The following is a 15,446-nucleotide window of genomic DNA, read 5'->3' as shown; positions in this document are numbered from 1 at the left end:
AGCTCCTTTCGTGCGCCGGCCCGTTCCCGACGGTCGGCGGACATGCCAGCTTTGTCCGCCCGCCGCCCGGCAGGGTCAAGATTTTGGCCGGACATTGGTCGAAGCCTTTGGGGAGTTCGTGGAAATACGGGGCGTATCGGCAGCCGTCTCAGCGCACCCGCCCGGGGCTAGCGCAGCTTGTCGATGATATGTTGCTGGCAAACCGGACAAAAATGCGGGGCCGCCAGGCTTCGCATCAGGCAGTCGCCCGACGGGCGGAAATATTTCTCGTGATAGTGCGCGCCCGCCACCGTGCCGACGAGCGGTTTGCCGCCGGGCCGTGGATCGACCCAGCCGCCGTCCTGATCGGCATGGCTGACGGTCGGCCGGCCCTCGTCATCGCCCAGGTTCAGCTGCGTCTTCCACGGCGCCTTGGCGGGGTTCGCCTTGCTCGTCGCGTTGGCGCCGGAGTCGAACGCCATGTCGCGCCAGGTCGCATACACCGGCAGGTCGGGCAGGACATATTCGTCCTCCAGCCCGAGGCTGTGCCCGATCTCGTGCAACGCGATGCGGCGCCAATCCTCGCCGGGGCAGGCGTTGATGCTGGCCCACGCCGGGAAATCATGCGGCGCGCTGCCGCCCGCGCCGCCGCGCTGGCTGCTGTTCATCAGGACCAGGCCCTGGCCGTCGAGCAGGAAGGCGCCGAGCTTGCGCGCCGCATCCTCGCGCGATCCGAGCAGGACGGGCGTGCCGGTGCCCACCGTGCAGATCATGTCGCCGGTGAGCGGCGCGCCGAAATGGCTTTTGGCTTCGCCCGGCGCCGCCCAGAACAGCGCCTCCATGCCGAACACGGGTTCGAGTTCCGGGCCGTCGAACGGCTGCTGTCCGCGCATCCAGTCGGTCAGGTCCGCAACTTGCGCAAAAAAGGCCTCGGCGTCGAGGAAGCCGTCCGAAATAACCGGATAATAATAGCTGCGCGCATCGTCGGGAAATTTCCGGCACAGCGGCTCGCCGGGCATGTCATCGGTCCGGACCAGGTCGTCGGCCTGCATCGTCAGCCGCTCGCCGCCCCACTCGAGCATCAGATGGTCGGCCTCGGCGGGCAGTTCGCCCGGCAGGTCGATATCGCGCGCGACCGGCTCGGCGCCGATCCGGCCGTCGGGTGCGAAACCCTCGGCCAGATCGAAGCCCATGGGGTCGAGCGCCATCTCCTCGCCGATCTGCCGCCCGTCGCCGTCGAACCACAGCGCGCGCAAGGATTCGGCCTGCTGGCCCTCGGGCGCGTCCGCGCTTTGCCAATCGCCCGCCATGCCGCTCTGCGCCGATCGCGAAAGCGCATCGAGCGCGGTGCCGGGAATGGTCAGCTTTGCCATAGCGAAATCCTAGCCGATCGGGACGACGTTGGTCTGGAGCAGCGGTTGCCCGACCGGCGGCGGCGGGGGTGCCGGCACGGGCGGCGGTGCGGGCGGAACAACATTGTTCCGCTGATCTTCGACGGCCTGGTTCAGCGTGTCCGTCTTGTCCGCGACGGATTTGCCGACCAACTGGCGCATGCCGGTGAAGGAACAGGTTGCGGCATAGCCCTCGATGACCGCGCGCGCGGACAAATAATTCGATGGAAACGCGTTGCCATCTTCGTCGAAGACCTTTTGCTTGAACAAGGCTTGCTCAGCCTTCACCAGGCGCTCGACCTCGGGCATGTCGGGGCCCACGAGATAGGCCAGATCGAATCCCTCGAGAGTGCCGTCGATCAGACCGAACGACCCGTTGGTGATGCCAATCGCCGTCTTTCCCGCGCCCGAAAGGGTCAGGATCGAGCCGACCAGCGTATCGACGCCATTGGAAAGATTCCGGCCGAACTGGCGGTTCTGCTGCGATTCGCTGGCGACCGTGAAGAACCGCTTGCAGTAGAGGTCGGTCAAGCCGAAGCCGGCCGTCAAATAGTCGGTCAGTTCGGTGCGGCGTTCATCCTCGTCCGAGGATGTGGGCTTGAAGGTCAGGCATATGTCGCCGACGAGAAAATTCTCGGGGTCGGCACTTTCGCGATACCCTTGGCCGAGCTTCGCCTTGAACGCGGTCAATCCCTTCCCGTCGAAACAATTTTTGTCGTCGCTGACGGCGTAAGCGCTTCGCAAGGCGTTGATATAGGCTATTTCGTCCAGGCGGCTCGGCAGCGGCTTGGCAGAAATGTCGGGCCTGATGCCCTCGATGCCCGTACAACCGGAAACCGACAACGCCGCCGCCGCCGACAACAGCGCGGTAAACGAAACCGATTTTGCCATTTTGGTTCTCCCCCTCAAAAGAACGGGGGCAACAGACGCCCGAATGTCGCGGACGTATAGGATGGATACGCCAAAATCCGTCCGTTGCGATACCCGCCTCGAATCCCTATCTCACGCCCGAAACGCCCCTTGCGCGTCAAGAACAAATCTGGAACACACCCCTCCCATGAGTCTCACCCATATTTCGGTGCGCGGCGCGCGCGAGCATAACCTCAAGGGCATCGACGTCGACCTGCCGCGCGATGCGCTGGTCGTCATCACCGGCCTCAGCGGCAGCGGCAAGTCGAGCCTCGCTTTCGACACCATCTATGCCGAGGGCCAGCGGCGCTATGTCGAGAGCCTGTCGGCCTATGCGCGCCAGTTCCTCGAGATGATGCAGAAGCCCGACGTCGAACATATCGACGGGCTGTCGCCGGCGATCAGCATCGAGCAGAAGACGACGAGCCGCAACCCGCGCTCGACCGTCGCGACGGTGACCGAAATCTACGACTATATGCGCCTCCTCTGGGCGCGCGTCGGCATTCCCTATTCGCCCGAAACCGGCGAGCCGATCAGCGCGCAGACGGTCAGCCAGATGGTCGACCGCGTGATGGAATTGCCCGAGGGCACGCGCGCCTATCTGCTCGCGCCGGTCGTGCGCGGGCGCAAGGGCGAATATAAGAAGGAACTCGCGCAGTGGCAGAAGGACGGCTTCACGCGCGTCCGCATCGACGGCGAATTTTACGAGATCGGCGAGGCGCCGGCGCTCGACAAGAAATACAAGCATGACATCGAGGTCGTCGTCGACCGCATCGCCGTGCGCGAGGGCCTCGGCACGCGGCTTGCCGACAGTTTCGAAACCGCGCTGAAGCTCGCCGAAGGGCTGGCCTATGTAGACCTCGCCGACGGTCCCGTCCCGGGGCGCGAGGAAGAGGACACCGGCGGCGCGATGAAGGGCGCGGGCATCCCCGCGAACCGGCTGATCTTCTCCGAGAAATTCGCCTGCCCCGTCTCGGGCTTCACCATTGCCGAGATCGAGCCGCGGCTGTTCAGCTTCAACGCACCGCAGGGTGCCTGCCCCGCGTGCGACGGGCTGGGCGAGCGGCAGGAGTTCGACCCCGACCTCGTCGTCCCCAACCATGCGCTAAGCCTCAAGAAGGGCGCGGTCGTGCCCTGGGCGAAATCGAACCCTCCCTCGCCTTATTATATGCAGGTGCTCGAAAGCCTGGGCAAAGCCTATGGCTTCGACCTCGCGACGCCGTGGCAGGATTTGCCGGGCGAGGTGCAGCTGATCATCCTCTACGGCACCGGCGGCAAGCCGGTCGAGCTGACCTTCAAGGACGGCAAGCGCAGCTACACGACGCACAAGCCCTTCGAAGGCGTCATCGGCAACCTCAACCGCCGGATGCTCCAGACCGAGAGCGCCTGGATGCGCGAGGAGCTGTCGAAATACCAGACGCCGCAGCCGTGCGAGACGTGCCACGGCGCCCGCCTGCGCCCCGAACCGCTTGCGGTGAAGATCGCGGGCGAGAATATCAGCCTGTCGGCGCAGCGCTCGGTGGCGGACGCGCTCGAATGGTTCGGGACGCTCGATGCGAAGCTGAACGACACACAGCGCCAGATCGCGAAAGCGATCCTCAAGGAGATCAACGAGCGGCTCGGCTTCCTCAACAATGTCGGGCTCGACTATCTGAACCTCAACCGCACCAGCGGCACACTCAGCGGCGGCGAGAGCCAGCGCATCCGCCTTGCCAGCCAGATCGGCAGCGGCCTCAGCGGCGTGCTCTACGTCCTCGACGAGCCGTCGATCGGCCTCCACCAGCGCGACAACGACCGGCTGCTCGCGACGCTCAAGCGGCTCCGCGACCTCGGCAATACGGTGATCGTCGTCGAGCATGACGAGGATGCGATCCGCCACGCCGACTATGTCGTCGACATGGGCCCCGGCGCCGGCCTCCACGGCGGCGAGATCGTCGCCGAGGGGTCGCTCGCCGAGGTGCTGAAGAGCGACAAGAGCCTGACCGCGGCCTATCTCAACGGCACCAAGCGGATCGAGATCCCGAAACACCGCCGCAAGGGCAATGGCTTCGACCTGGTGCTGAAGGGTGCGCGCGCGAACAACCTCGACAATGTGACGGTCAAGATCCCGCTCGGCACCTTCACCTGCGTCACCGGCCTGTCGGGCAGCGGCAAGTCGAGCCTGATCATCGACACGCTCTATGCCAGCGCGGCGCGCGTGCTCAACGGCGCGCGGATGGTCGCGGGACCGCACGACAGCCTGAAGGGGCTGGAGCATTGCGACAAGGTGATCGACATCGACCAGTCGCCGATCGGCCGCACCCCGCGCTCGAACCCCGCGACATATACCGGCGCCTTCACGATCATCCGCGACTGGTTCGCGGGCCTCCCCGAAAGCCAGGCGCGCGGCTACAAGCCCGGGCGCTTCAGCTTCAACGTCAAGGGCGGGCGCTGCGAGACCTGCACCGGCGACGGGCTGATCAAGATCGAGATGCACTTCCTGCCCGACGTCTATGTGACGTGCGAGACGTGCCACGGCAAACGCTACAACCGCGAAACGCTCGAGGTGAAGTTCAAGGGGCACAGCATCGCCGACGTGCTCGACATGACGGTCGAGGATGCCGCGGAGTTCTTCAAGGCCGTGCCCGCGATCCGCGAGAAGATGGCGATGCTCGTCCGCGTCGGCCTCGGCTATATCAAGGTCGGGCAACAGGCGACGACGCTGTCGGGCGGCGAGGCGCAGCGCGTCAAGCTCGCCAAGGAGCTGTCGCGCCGCTCGACCGGGCAGACGCTCTACATCCTCGACGAGCCCACGACGGGCCTGCATTTCGAGGATGTGCGCAAATTGCTCGAAGTGCTGCAGGCGCTGGTCGAGCAGGGCAACAGCGTGATCGTGATCGAGCATAATCTCGACGTCATCAAGACCGCCGACCATATCGTCGACATGGGCCCCGAGGGCGGGGTCAAGGGCGGCGAGGTCGTCGCGAGCGGCACGCCCGAGCAGGTCGCGAAGAACCCGCGGAGCTATACGGGCCAATATCTGGCGCCGATGCTGGCGGCGCAGTCCGCGAAAGGCTAAGGGCGGAGGGGCCAAGCGGGAGTTTTCCGATATGTCCCTCGATCCCCGAAGCCTTGCCCTGCCCCTCGCCGCGGCGCTGCTGGTGCCCGCGCCGGCCATGGCGTCGGCGGAGGCGGCCACCCCCGAGCAGGCGCTCGAGGCCTATGTGGCCGGGCTGCGCGCCGGGCGGGTCGAGCTGCTCGAGGCGCTGTTCCTGGCCGAGGGGCAATTCTGCACGCTCGGCAAGGATGCGGCGGCGCCGATCGGCTGCAAGCGTTTTGCCGAGGTGCTCGGCAGCTGGGCGGCGCATCCCGACCCCGAGGCCAGCGGGCGCATACTCGACCGCCGCGACGCGACGCCGTCGATGACCGCGGTCACCTATGAACTGCGCTTCGGCGGCGATGTCTATGTCGACCAGCTGCTGCTCTATCGCACCGATGCCGGCTGGCGCGTCGTCGCCAAGACCACCGCGGTCCGGTGAGTCAGTGCCACACCGCCGAGAGCGGGTAGAGCGCGATCAGCCAGATCAGGCAAGCCGCGACCACGCGCCGGTCCTTCGCCGCGATCGCCAGCGCCGATACGGGGAAGAAGCTCCACGTCACCACCGCGTTGCGCAGGTCGAACGCGGGCAAGGCCGCGAGCCACGCGACGCTGGCGAGCAGCGCGATGTTGCACAATAGGACCGCGCCGATCACGCGGCGGTGCTGCTTGTCGAAATGCGCGTCGAGGTCGCTCCATTCCTCGGGATCGTCGGGGAAGACGAGGCTCGCGGCGACGAAATAGAGCGCGGTGACGAGGAAACCGCCGAACAGCACGGGCCAGCTGATCGGGATCAGCTCGCGCACCGCCCAGCCGTACATCCAGAAGGTGACGACGTCGCACGACACGAAGAGGCCGAGCAGCGCGGTCGGCCAGCCGATGCGCACGCGGTGGCTGGCCTTCATCGCCCGCGCCAGCCCGCCCAGCCCCTCGGCGAGCGCGAGGCCGAGGATCAGCCCGAACAGCGAAAAGACGAACTCGAACCCGCTCATAGGACCCCCGATGCGGCGCGTGCCGCGCGGTGAAACTGTGGCAAACAATGGCGCGGCGGGCAAGGCGGGCGCGGCGCGGAAGTTGACTAAGTTGACGCCCCTACGCGTGCGCGAACAAAGACTTGGCGGCGCGCGGATGGCAGGACGACGGACCGGCGATGCGAAAGAGCGACGGTGAGGCTGGCACGGCGAAATATTATAGGAAAGCGTTTTTTGCGGGGGCCTTGCCCTATTTCGTCATCCGGGGCGAAATGGTTTCGCGCAAAGCCGCAAAGACGGAAAGAAGAAGGAATCTCGCACAAAGCCACGAAGCCACAAAGAGGGCCTGGCAACCCAAGGCCGCGTGCCGAACCTCGGCTCGTGTCGAACAGCCGGACACCGTCCGGCCATAAACCGGGCGTCGCCCGTCCTTGCGACCATCGAAACAAAGAGCCCCTTTGTGGCTTCGTGGCTTTGTGCGAGTCCTTGTCCGTCAGCGGCGAAACCTGCCGCCCGACATCGCACACCGCCCTCTTCGCGTCTTTGCGTCCCTTCGGCTGCCTTGGCAGGCGCCGGGACAGGCTTTGCGCGAAACCCTCGATCTACCAGTGGACGGACCCGGCCGCGCGCAGCGAGGCGCGGCGTTGACGCCCGCCGCCTCGCCCGCCTATGCCGGGCATGGGCGGATCGCATCCGCGGGGGACGATTTGGGGGGCGCAATGATCAAGTGGCGGGCCGTGTCCGCGTTATGCCTGGTTCTGCCGATGCCCGGCGCGGCAATGGCACAAAGCCCGGCGCCCGTGATGGCGCAGCCCCAGACTCCGCGGTTGTCGGACGTGGAGGTTCTCTCCAATTATTTCGCGCCGCGGCAGCCGATGCTCGAGATGTTTCAAGACGCCTGCGCGACGCTTTTTCGGCGGCGGCTCACGACCGATCCGGGCGAAATCGCGGTCGAGCGCCGCATTCCCGGCATCGGCGATGCGATGGTCCGCGGCATAACCGATTATTGCGCTGCCCATCTGGAGCCCGCGGTAGACGCGATGCTCGGCAAAGTTCAGGCGCGGATCGCCGACGACCTGACTCCCGCCGAAATCCGGCTGTTTGCTGATAATTTCCGCTTTGCGTCCGAGGAAATGATGGCCGTTCAAGTGGACATACGCGAAGGCGAAACCGCGGCAGCAGCCGCGCGCCGAAGCATCGACGAGGCGAACAGAGACACCGCGCGGTTCGATCGCGCCGGGCAGGCGCTCGCCGCCACGCCCGCGGGCGCTACGCTGTTCGCCAAGATCATCGCCTTGAACGCCGCGCTTCAAGCCGAATTGCCGTCGATAGGGGGGCCGATCCTCAACCCGCTGCTCAAAGCCGCGATGAACAGCGCGCGTAAATCGGGCAACGACTATGCGGTCAGGAACGGGCACAGGCCGGTCTATATCGTCGACTGAGGGCGTCAGCCCATCAGCGCAGCGGTGACATCGTCGGCAGTGTAGATGCGGATCGCCGGCGGCTCGGGCGACAGCGCGCGCATTTCGGCGACGAAGGCCCGCGAGGCAGGCACTGCGAAATGGGCGCGGACCGCGTCGATGCTCTCCCACCCCTCGACGAAGACGAGGCGGTCGGGGTTTTCGATATCGATATGGCAATTATGCGCCACACACCCCGCCTCGCCCCGCGACCGCGCGCTATGCTCGACGCCGAGCGCGATCATGCGCTCGCGATGCTCGGGGGTGAGGATGACGTGGCCGGTGATGAGCACAGTCATATCGAGTTATCCATCAAAAACATTTGCGATCTGGCGAGCAAACTAATAGCTCTTCTAGTAGAAATCTGGATAGCCAGAAATGCGGGTATCACATGGACCTCGGAACTGCGGCAAGCATCGTTGGAACCTTGGTTACAATCGGCGGCTTCGCAATTACGTTAGCTCAAATTAGAAAAACAAAGAATTCCGCCGAGTCCGCCGAAGACGCGATACAGAAATTAAGAAATAGGACAAATCTCTTCGACTACGCCGGAGAGTGCCAAAAATCGTCAAAGATATTAGAAACATCTTTAAAGTTTGCACATCTTGGGCACTGGAATGAAGTAGCCAACTGCCTATCAGATAGCCAGGTTATAATAAACAGATTGGCCATAAATAGCTCATCTTCGAAAGCCTCAAGGGAATATTTTAGATCTATTTCAGATGAGCTTTTAGATGATACTCAGATGATAGAAGACTCTTTAGCAAAAAAAATGGACATAGACTCTTCAGATCTTAGAAAGAAAATAAGAAAACTTATCAACGTGATAGATATTGAGATCGCATCCAGCATCAGAGGCATTGAACATGACTGACCTCCTCGCCACCAGATCTGCTCTTCTCGATAATATAATTCAGAAAGATGGCGAGAATAAGCTGGACTGGACATTTGATGAGAAGCAGAAGTCAGCGCAAGCTGAGTTTGGCGAGTTTGAAATTAACATCGATGAAGCTGCCAGAGCTGGGGGCGCAGAGATAAAAATCTGGTTGTTTAGTGATAGTGGGGAGGAAATAGATTCCTTTTCGATAAGAGATTCTATTACTGCAAGCACCACACGAGGGCTCGACCGATTTTTCCCTCAGATTAAGTCGCTTTATAATAAAATTAGGGAGCGGGAAGCGGTGAAAAAGATAGCGCCAGCCATTGATCGTCTCAAAGGCCTTTGATCGTCAGACTTTCCTCCACGCCCATGACACTTCCATGACAATCCCTGTCACAAACGCGTCACACAACTCCCCCAAAGGCGGCTCAGCGAGTCGCCGCGGGGGTGGTGGTTCGCTCCGTTAGCGACCCCCGACAGGACATCTCAATGCTGCAGAAATTCGCTCTCGTCGCCGGCGCCGCAACCGCCGTGCTGGCGCTTTCCGCGTGCCAGGACCAGGCCTCCTCGGGCGGCGCGGCGCGCGATTATATCAGCGCGGTCGGCTCGTCGACCGTCTATCCCTTCGCCACCACCGTCGGCGAACGCTTCGCCGAAGCCACCGGCAACAAGAAGCCCAAGATCGACAGCACCGGCACCGGCGGCGGCTTCGAGCGCTTCTGCGCCGGCGTCGGCGGCGACACCCCCGACATCGCGAACGCCTCGCGCCGCATCAAGAAGAAGGAATTCGACACCTGCGCCAAGAATGGCGTGACCGAGATCGTCGAAATCCAGGTCGGCATCGACGGCATCGCGCTGGGCGAAGCCGCGCGCGGCCCCGGCTTCCAGCTGAGCGAGGAAGATGTCTATAAGGCGCTCGCCGCGAACCCCTATGGCAAGGCGAACACCGCCAAGACCTGGGCCGACGTCAACCCGGCGCTGCCCGCGGTCGCGATCTCGGTCTTCGGGCCGCCGTCGACCAGCGGCACCTATGACGCGTTCAAGGAGCTGATCCTGGGCAAGGGCTGCGATGCCAATGCCGGCATGAAGGCGCTGAAGGACAGCAACAAGGACAAGCATGAGGAAATCTGCACGACCTTGCGCGGCGCGCCCTATTATGTCGAGCAGGGCGAGAACGACAACCTCATCATCTCGAAGCTCGACAAGAACCCGACCAGCCTCGGCATCTTCGGCTTCAGCTACCTCGACGCGAACAAGGACAAGATCAAGGCGGTGCCGGTGCAGGGCGTCGCGCCCAGCTATGCCGCGATCGCCGACGGCAGCTATCCCGGCTCGCGCCCGCTCTTCATCTACGTCAAGAAGAAGCATGTCGGCGTGATCCCGGGCCTCGCCGAATATGTCGCCGAATTCCTGAAGGGCGCGGGCGAAGGCGGCTATCTGGGCGCCAAGGGCCTGATCGTATCGCCCAAGGCGGTCGCCGACGTGGCCGCGGCCAATGCCAAGGGCATGACCGCGCTGAACGGCGCCGAGCTGAAATAAGTTCCTCCCGCGGGCGGCCGGTCCGGGGCCCTCATCCCCGGACCGGCCGCCGCTTTTTCCTTCTTCCCCTCCCCTGCGGGGAGGGGACCGAGGGGTGGGGGAGCGAAACCGCAAGGTTTCGCGTCGCCGCCAGCGGGGGTACACCCCCACCCGGCCTCCCCCTCGAGGGGGAGGGGATCAAATTACGACCGCGAGTCACGAAACTGCCACGCCCGCCCGCTTTGGGTCGGCACGGGCATGATGATAACGGGGACAATGTGACCTTCAACGCCGCCGCCTTGTTGCTCCTGATCGCGGGGCTCGCGCTGATCGGCTGGATCGCCGGGCGCGCGCGGTCGAACCTGCTCGCGGGACGCGCGCAGGCCAAGCTGCATTCGCGCCCGCAATATCATGGCTGGTACGTCGCGCTGTGGCTCTTCGCCCCCGCCGCGCTGTTCCTGGCGGTGTGGAGCGCGGTGTCGCCGGGGCTGATCACCAACGACGTGCTGGCGAGCGAGGCGGCGAAGAGCCTGCCCGCCTTCGGGTTCGAGCGCGGCGCGATCCTGTCCGACGCGCGCAATGTCGCGCAGGGGCGGCAGGAGGCGGTGCGTATTCCCGCCGCGGCGCCGCTGGTTGCGCCGTACGCCGATGCGACGCACCGCTATGCGTGGATCGGCATCGGCGCGATGCTGGCGCTGGCGCTCGCGGGCGGGCTTTACGCCTTCACGCGGATCAAGCCCGATTTCCGTGCGCGGACGCGGGTCGAGAAGATCGTGATGCTGGTGCTGCTGCTCGCGTCGCTGGTCGCGATCCTGACGACCTTCGGCATCGTCTTGTCGCTGCTGTTCGAATCGATCCGCTTCTTCCGCCTCGTCTCGCCGACAGAACTCTTGTTCGGGACGAACTGGGCGCCGACGAGCGGTGCACCGCAGGACGACACTTTCGGCGGCATCCCGCTCTTCTGGGGCACGATCCTGATCGGCGCGATCATCGCGATGATCGTCGCGATTCCGATCGGGATGATGACCGCGGTGTACCTCACCCAATATGCCGCGCCGCGCGTGCGCCGCTGGGTCAAGCCCCTGCTCGAGATCCTCGCGGGGGTGCCGACCGTGGTCTACGGCTATTTCGCCGCGCTGACCGTCGCGCCGGCCTTGCGCGAATTCGCGGTGATGCTGGGCATTCCCAACGCTTCGACCGAGAGCGCGCTCGCCGCGGGCATCGTGATGGGCGTGATGATCATTCCCTTCGTCTCGTCGATGGCCGACGACAGCATCAACGCGGTGCCGCAGGCGATGCGCGACGGATCGCTGGCTTTGGGCGCGACGCCGAACGAGACGATCCGCCAGGTGCTGATCCCCGCCGCGCTGCCCGGCGTGATGGGCGGCATATTGCTCGCGGTCAGCCGTGCGATCGGCGAGACGATGATCGTGGTGATGGCCGCGGGCCTCTCCGCGAACATGACCGCCAACCCCTTCGCCAGCGTCACCACGGTGACCGCGCAGATCGTGAAATTGCTGACCGGCGACCAGGAATTCGACAGCGCCAAGACGCTCGCCGCCTTCGCGCTCGGCCTCGTGCTGTTCGTCGTGACCTTGCTGCTCAACATCGTCGCGCTGCGCATCGTCAAAAAGTATCGCGAAGCTTATGAGTAAGACCACCTCCCCCACCGACTGGAAGGGCGGCGCGATGCAGGCCCGCATCGCGAAGCGCTATGCCGCCGAGCGGCGCTTCAAGCTGCTCGGGCTGCTCGCGGTGCTCGCCTCGGGCGCGTTCCTCGCCTTCCTGCTGTTCGTGATGGTCGGCAACGGCCTGCGCGGCTTCACTTACACCAATGTCGCGGTCCCGGTCGATTTCAAGGCGATGCCGCTGACGGTCGATGCCGCGCGGCTGGGCGACGCCGACGCCGACCAGGTGATCGCGAACGCCGGGCTCGCCGACATCGTCGCCTTTGCCGCCGACGAGGCACTGGGCGACGGCGGGTCGGCGATGATCTCGGAAAATGCCTGGAAAGAGGTCCGGACCGCGATCAAGGCCGATCCCGAATTGCTCCAGGGCTCGACGGTCTTCCACCTGCCCGCCTCGTCCGAGGTCGACATCGCGGCGAAGGACGGCGGCAAGGGCGCGATGGGGGCGAAGGTCGACGCGCTCGAACGCGACGGCAAGCTGTCGACCGGCATCCACTGGCCCTTCTTCCGCAACGCCGACGCCACCGACCCCGCGGTCGCGGGCATCTGGGGGGCGCTCAAGGGATCGGTGCTGACGATCTTCATCGCCTTCCTGATCGCCTTCCCGACCGGGGTGCTCGCCGCGCTCTATCTGGAAGAATATGCGCCGAAGAACCGCTGGACCGACCTGATCGAGGTGTCGATCAACAACCTCGCGGCGGTGCCCTCGATCATCTTCGGCCTGCTCGCGCTCGCGGTGTTCATCAACTGGTTCGGCATCTGCCAGGCGAGCGCGCTCGTCGGCGGGCTCACGCTCGCGCTGATGACGATGCCGGTGATCGTCATCGCCAGCCGCAACGCGATCAAGGCGGTGCCGCCCTCGATCCGCGACGCGGCGCTGGGCGTCGGCGCCAGCCCGGTGCAGGTGGTGTTCCACCATGTCCTGCCGCTCGCCCTCCCCGGCATATTGACCGGCACGATCATCGGCATGGCGCGCGCGCTGGGCGAGACCGCGCCGCTGCTCTTGATCGGCATGCGCGCCTTCATCGGCGACGTGCCCGGCGGCATCTGCTCGCCCGCGACGGTGCTGCCGATGCAGATCTTCCTCTGGTCCGACGAGGTCGACCGCGGCTTCGTCGAAAAGACCTCCGCCGCGATCATCGTGCTGCTCATCGTGCTGCTGTCGATGAACGCGCTCGCCATCTACCTCCGCAACAAGTTCGAAAAACGCTGGTGATCATGACCCAAGAAGACCTGACCATTACCGACCCCAAGATGACGGCGCACAACGTCAACGTCTTCTATGGCGAGAAGCAGGCGATCAACGACGTGTCGATCGACGTCGGCACCGAGCTGGTGACCGCCTTCATCGGCCCCTCGGGCTGCGGCAAATCGACCTTCCTGCGTTCGCTGAACCGGATGAACGACACCGTCGCGGGCGCCAAGGTGACGGGCAAGATCTCGCTCGACGGCGAGGACATCTACGCGCCCAGCATGGACGTGGTGCAGCTGCGCGCGCGCGTCGGCATGGTGTTCCAGAAACCGAACCCCTTCCCCAAGTCGATCTACGACAATGTCGCATACGGCCCGCGCATCCACGGGCTGGCGCCGAACAAGAGCGACCTCGACGGCATCGTCGAAAAGGCGCTGCACCGCGCCGGCCTGTGGGACGAGGTCAAGGACCGGCTGCAGGAAAGCGGCACCGCGCTGTCGGGCGGGCAGCAGCAGCGCCTGTGCATCGCGCGTGCGATTGCGGTCGATCCCGAGGTCGTGCTGATGGACGAGCCCTGCTCGGCGCTCGACCCGATCGCGACCGCGAAGATCGAGGAGCTGATCCACGAATTGCGCGGCAAGTTCGCGATCGTGATCGTCACGCACAATATGCAGCAGGCGGCCCGCGTGTCGCAGCGCACCGCTTTCTTCCACCTCGGGACGCTGGTCGAATATGGCAAGACCACCGACATCTTCACCAACCCGAAGCAGGAACGCACCAAGGATTATATCACCGGCCGCTACGGCTAAGCCCCGGCCGAACAAGGACTGAACGATGGCAATTGTGAATGATCATACGGTCAAGGCCTTCGACGAGGACCTCAACCGCCTGCGCGGGCTGATCAGCGAAATGGGCGGCCGCGCCGAACAGGCGCTGCTCCAGGCGATGACCGCGCTGAGCAAGGGCGACCTCGACCTCGCCGCGCAGGTCGTGCGCGACGACAAGAAGATCGACGCGCTCGAAGCCGAAGTCGAACAGCTCGCGGTGCAGACGATCGCGCTCAGGGCACCGATGGCCGACGATTTGCGCGAGATGATCGCGGCGCTGAAAATCGTGTCGGTTGTCGAGCGCATCGGCGACTATGCGAAGAATATCGCCAAGCGCGTCGCGCTGATGGACCAGACGCGGTCGATCGAGGCGATCCCGCTCCTTACCTCGATGTCGTCGATCGTCGTCGAACTGATCCACGATGCGCTCGACAGCTTTGCGGCGCGCGACGCCGAACTCGCGGTGCGGGTGACGGTGCGCGACAAGAATGTCGACGATTTCTACAACAGCATCTTCCGCACGCTCGTCACCTTCATGATGGAAAATCCGAAATATATCTCGGAAAGCGCGCATTTGCTGTTCGTCGCCAAGAACCTCGAACGCATGGGCGACCATGCGACGAATATCGCCGAGATGGTCTATTATGTCGTGACCGGCGAGCGGATGGAAGAACGCGAGCGCGGCGAACAGCCCGAAGATGGCGCCGCGGAGCAGGAGCAAGGCTGATGCCGCAGCCCGACCTGCTGCTGATCGAGGATGACGAGGCGATCGCCGAACTCATCGTCTGGCATTTCGCACGCGAGGGCTTTTCGGTCCGCCAGACCCCCGACGGCGAACAGGCGCTCGTCCTCGTCGAGGAGCGCGTGCCCGATATCGTCCTGCTCGACTGGATGATCGAGAGCCTGCCGGGGATCGAGGTTTGCCGGCGCCTGCGCCGCAACCCCAAATCGGCGAACGTCCCGATCATCATGCTCACCGCGCGCGGCGAGGAGGAGGACCGCATCCGCGGCCTCGAAACCGGCGCCGACGACTATGTCACCAAGCCGTTCAGCCCGCGCGAGCTGGTCGCGCGCGTCTCGGCCGTCCTCCGCCGCCTGCGCCCCGCGCTCGCCGGCGAACTGCTCGCCTATGCCGATATCGAGCTGGATTCGGTCGCGCACAAGGTCGTGCGCGGCGGGCAGATCGTGAACATGGGCCCGACCGAATTCCGCCTGCTGCGCCACTTCATGGAGCATCCCGGCCGCGTCTTCTCGCGCGGGCAATTGCTCGACAGCGTCTGGGGCCAAGACAGCGACATCGAGCTGCGTACGGTCGACGTGCATATCCGGCGGCTGCGCAAGGCGATCAACCTGCCGGGGACCGCGGATATCATCCGTACGGTGCGTTCGGCGGGTTATGCGCTGGACGCGGGTAAGGGTTGAAAGGGCGGGTTTCGGGCGGGAGCGGCCGTTTTAATCCTCCCTGTGGCGAAGCGATGGGGAGGGGGACCATGCGAAGCATGGTGGAGGGGTGGCGGCCTTGAGCCGACGTTTATGGCGTCGACCCCTCCACCAC

The 15,446-nt window shown here is 64.6% G+C and carries 15 protein-coding genes; 11 read left to right on the top strand and 4 right to left on the bottom strand.

Features of this window, described 5'->3' with window-relative positions:
• Positions 1-167: 167 nt before the first annotated feature.
• Both ATE62_RS19655 and ATE62_RS19650 read right to left on the bottom strand, forming a co-directional pair.
• Entirely contained in the window at positions 168-1,352 is a 1,185-nt protein-coding gene (locus ATE62_RS19655; RefSeq protein ID WP_058809344.1) for a M64 family metallopeptidase, read from the bottom strand.
• Between the two features lie 9 nt (positions 1,353-1,361).
• Positions 1,362-2,261 (bottom strand): hypothetical protein, encoded by a 900-nt coding sequence (locus tag ATE62_RS19650; RefSeq protein WP_058809342.1) that lies wholly within the window; start codon positions 2,259-2,261, stop codon positions 1,362-1,364.
• 166 nt (positions 2,262-2,427) lie between these two features.
• Between ATE62_RS19650 and uvrA the strand changes: the two genes are divergently transcribed.
• The gene (gene uvrA / locus ATE62_RS19645) at positions 2,428-5,337 is read left to right on the top strand and encodes an excinuclease ABC subunit UvrA (protein WP_058809340.1); all 2,910 of its coding nucleotides are present in this window, start codon (positions 2,428-2,430) and stop codon (positions 5,335-5,337) included.
• Positions 5,338-5,368: 31 nt separating this feature from the next.
• Entirely contained in the window at positions 5,369-5,797 is a 429-nt protein-coding gene (locus ATE62_RS19640; protein WP_058809337.1) for a nuclear transport factor 2 family protein, read from the top strand.
• 1 nt (position 5,798) lies between these two features.
• Here the strand turns inward: ATE62_RS19640 and ATE62_RS19635 are convergent, their stop codons facing one another.
• Positions 5,799-6,347, bottom strand: a complete 549-nt coding sequence (locus ATE62_RS19635) for a hypothetical protein (RefSeq protein WP_058809335.1) — start codon at positions 6,345-6,347, stop codon at positions 5,799-5,801.
• A gap of 563 nt (positions 6,348-6,910) precedes the next feature.
• On the opposite strand from ATE62_RS19635, the gene ATE62_RS19630 reads away from it, so the two are divergent.
• Positions 6,911-7,768 carry a hypothetical protein gene (locus tag ATE62_RS19630; RefSeq protein ID WP_156420613.1) on the top strand — a complete coding sequence of 286 codons (858 nt, stop codon included), beginning with the start codon at positions 6,911-6,913 and terminating at the stop codon, positions 7,766-7,768.
• A 5-nt stretch (positions 7,769-7,773) separates the two neighbouring features.
• On the opposite strand, the gene ATE62_RS19625 is transcribed toward ATE62_RS19630, so the two are convergent.
• Positions 7,774-8,085, bottom strand: coding sequence for a putative quinol monooxygenase (locus ATE62_RS19625; RefSeq protein WP_058809331.1), 312 nt, complete (start codon positions 8,083-8,085; stop codon positions 7,774-7,776).
• 92 nt (positions 8,086-8,177) lie between these two features.
• Between ATE62_RS19625 and ATE62_RS23440 the strand changes: the two genes are divergently transcribed.
• From ATE62_RS23440 to phoB, 8 genes are all read left to right on the top strand, one after another.
• Positions 8,178-8,660 (top strand): hypothetical protein, encoded by a 483-nt coding sequence (locus ATE62_RS23440; protein WP_156420612.1) that lies wholly within the window; start codon positions 8,178-8,180, stop codon positions 8,658-8,660.
• Positions 8,653-9,012 (top strand): hypothetical protein, encoded by a 360-nt coding sequence (locus tag ATE62_RS23435; RefSeq protein WP_058809329.1) that lies wholly within the window; start codon positions 8,653-8,655, stop codon positions 9,010-9,012. The genes ATE62_RS23440 and ATE62_RS23435 overlap by 8 nt, the downstream gene beginning before the upstream one ends.
• 143 nt (positions 9,013-9,155) lie before the next feature.
• The gene (locus ATE62_RS19620; RefSeq protein WP_058809327.1) at positions 9,156-10,205 is read left to right on the top strand and encodes a substrate-binding domain-containing protein; all 1,050 of its coding nucleotides are present in this window, start codon (positions 9,156-9,158) and stop codon (positions 10,203-10,205) included.
• 257 nt (positions 10,206-10,462) lie between these two features.
• Entirely contained in the window at positions 10,463-11,839 is a 1,377-nt protein-coding gene (pstC, locus tag ATE62_RS19615) for a phosphate ABC transporter permease subunit PstC (protein ID WP_058809325.1), read from the top strand.
• On the top strand, positions 11,832-13,088 hold the full coding sequence (gene pstA / locus ATE62_RS19610) for a phosphate ABC transporter permease PstA (protein ID WP_058809324.1): 1,257 nt from the start codon (positions 11,832-11,834) through the stop codon (positions 13,086-13,088). The genes pstC and pstA overlap by 8 nt, the downstream gene beginning before the upstream one ends.
• Before the next feature lie 2 nt (positions 13,089-13,090).
• Positions 13,091-13,873 (top strand): phosphate ABC transporter ATP-binding protein PstB, encoded by a 783-nt coding sequence (pstB, locus tag ATE62_RS19605; protein WP_058809322.1) that lies wholly within the window; start codon positions 13,091-13,093, stop codon positions 13,871-13,873.
• Positions 13,874-13,898: 25 nt separating this feature from the next.
• Entirely contained in the window at positions 13,899-14,618 is a 720-nt protein-coding gene (gene phoU, locus ATE62_RS19600) for a phosphate signaling complex protein PhoU (RefSeq protein ID WP_443028875.1), read from the top strand.
• Positions 14,618-15,313: a phosphate regulon transcriptional regulator PhoB gene (gene phoB, locus ATE62_RS19595; protein ID WP_058809318.1), complete on the top strand. Its 696-nt coding sequence runs from the start codon at positions 14,618-14,620 to the stop codon at positions 15,311-15,313. Before phoU ends, phoB begins: the two co-directional genes overlap by 1 nt.
• Positions 15,314-15,446: the final 133 nt, after the last annotated feature.

Origin of the sequence: Sphingopyxis sp. HIX, assembly GCF_001468285.1 — a bacterium.
Taxonomy (GTDB): Bacteria; Pseudomonadota; Alphaproteobacteria; order Sphingomonadales; family Sphingomonadaceae; genus Sphingopyxis.
Note: the sequence above shows the minus strand (reverse complement) of the source record. Positions and strands in the feature narration are given on the sequence as shown.

Excerpts from the sequence above, each read along its gene's own strand:
- uvrA (WP_058809340.1), top strand. The coding sequence starts at position 2,428 with ATGAGTCTCACCCATATTTCGGTGCGCGGCGCGCGCGAGCATAACCTC.
- ATE62_RS19625 (WP_058809331.1), bottom strand. The coding sequence starts at position 8,085 with ATGACTGTGCTCATCACCGGCCACGTCATCCTCACCCCCGAGCATCGC.
- ATE62_RS19640 (WP_058809337.1), top strand. The coding sequence starts at position 5,369 with ATGTCCCTCGATCCCCGAAGCCTTGCCCTGCCCCTCGCCGCGGCGCTG.
- ATE62_RS23440 (WP_156420612.1), top strand. The coding sequence starts at position 8,178 with ATGGACCTCGGAACTGCGGCAAGCATCGTTGGAACCTTGGTTACAATC.
- ATE62_RS19620 (WP_058809327.1), top strand. The coding sequence starts at position 9,156 with ATGCTGCAGAAATTCGCTCTCGTCGCCGGCGCCGCAACCGCCGTGCTG.
- ATE62_RS23435 (WP_058809329.1), top strand. The coding sequence starts at position 8,653 with ATGACTGACCTCCTCGCCACCAGATCTGCTCTTCTCGATAATATAATT.
- ATE62_RS19635 (WP_058809335.1), bottom strand. The coding sequence starts at position 6,347 with ATGAGCGGGTTCGAGTTCGTCTTTTCGCTGTTCGGGCTGATCCTCGGC.
- phoU (WP_443028875.1), top strand. The coding sequence starts at position 13,899 with ATGGCAATTGTGAATGATCATACGGTCAAGGCCTTCGACGAGGACCTC.
- ATE62_RS19655 (WP_058809344.1), bottom strand. The coding sequence starts at position 1,352 with ATGGCAAAGCTGACCATTCCCGGCACCGCGCTCGATGCGCTTTCGCGA.
- pstB (WP_058809322.1), top strand. The coding sequence starts at position 13,091 with ATGACCCAAGAAGACCTGACCATTACCGACCCCAAGATGACGGCGCAC.
- phoB (WP_058809318.1), top strand. The coding sequence starts at position 14,618 with ATGCCGCAGCCCGACCTGCTGCTGATCGAGGATGACGAGGCGATCGCC.
- pstA (WP_058809324.1), top strand. The coding sequence starts at position 11,832 with ATGAGTAAGACCACCTCCCCCACCGACTGGAAGGGCGGCGCGATGCAG.
- ATE62_RS19650 (WP_058809342.1), bottom strand. The coding sequence starts at position 2,261 with ATGGCAAAATCGGTTTCGTTTACCGCGCTGTTGTCGGCGGCGGCGGCG.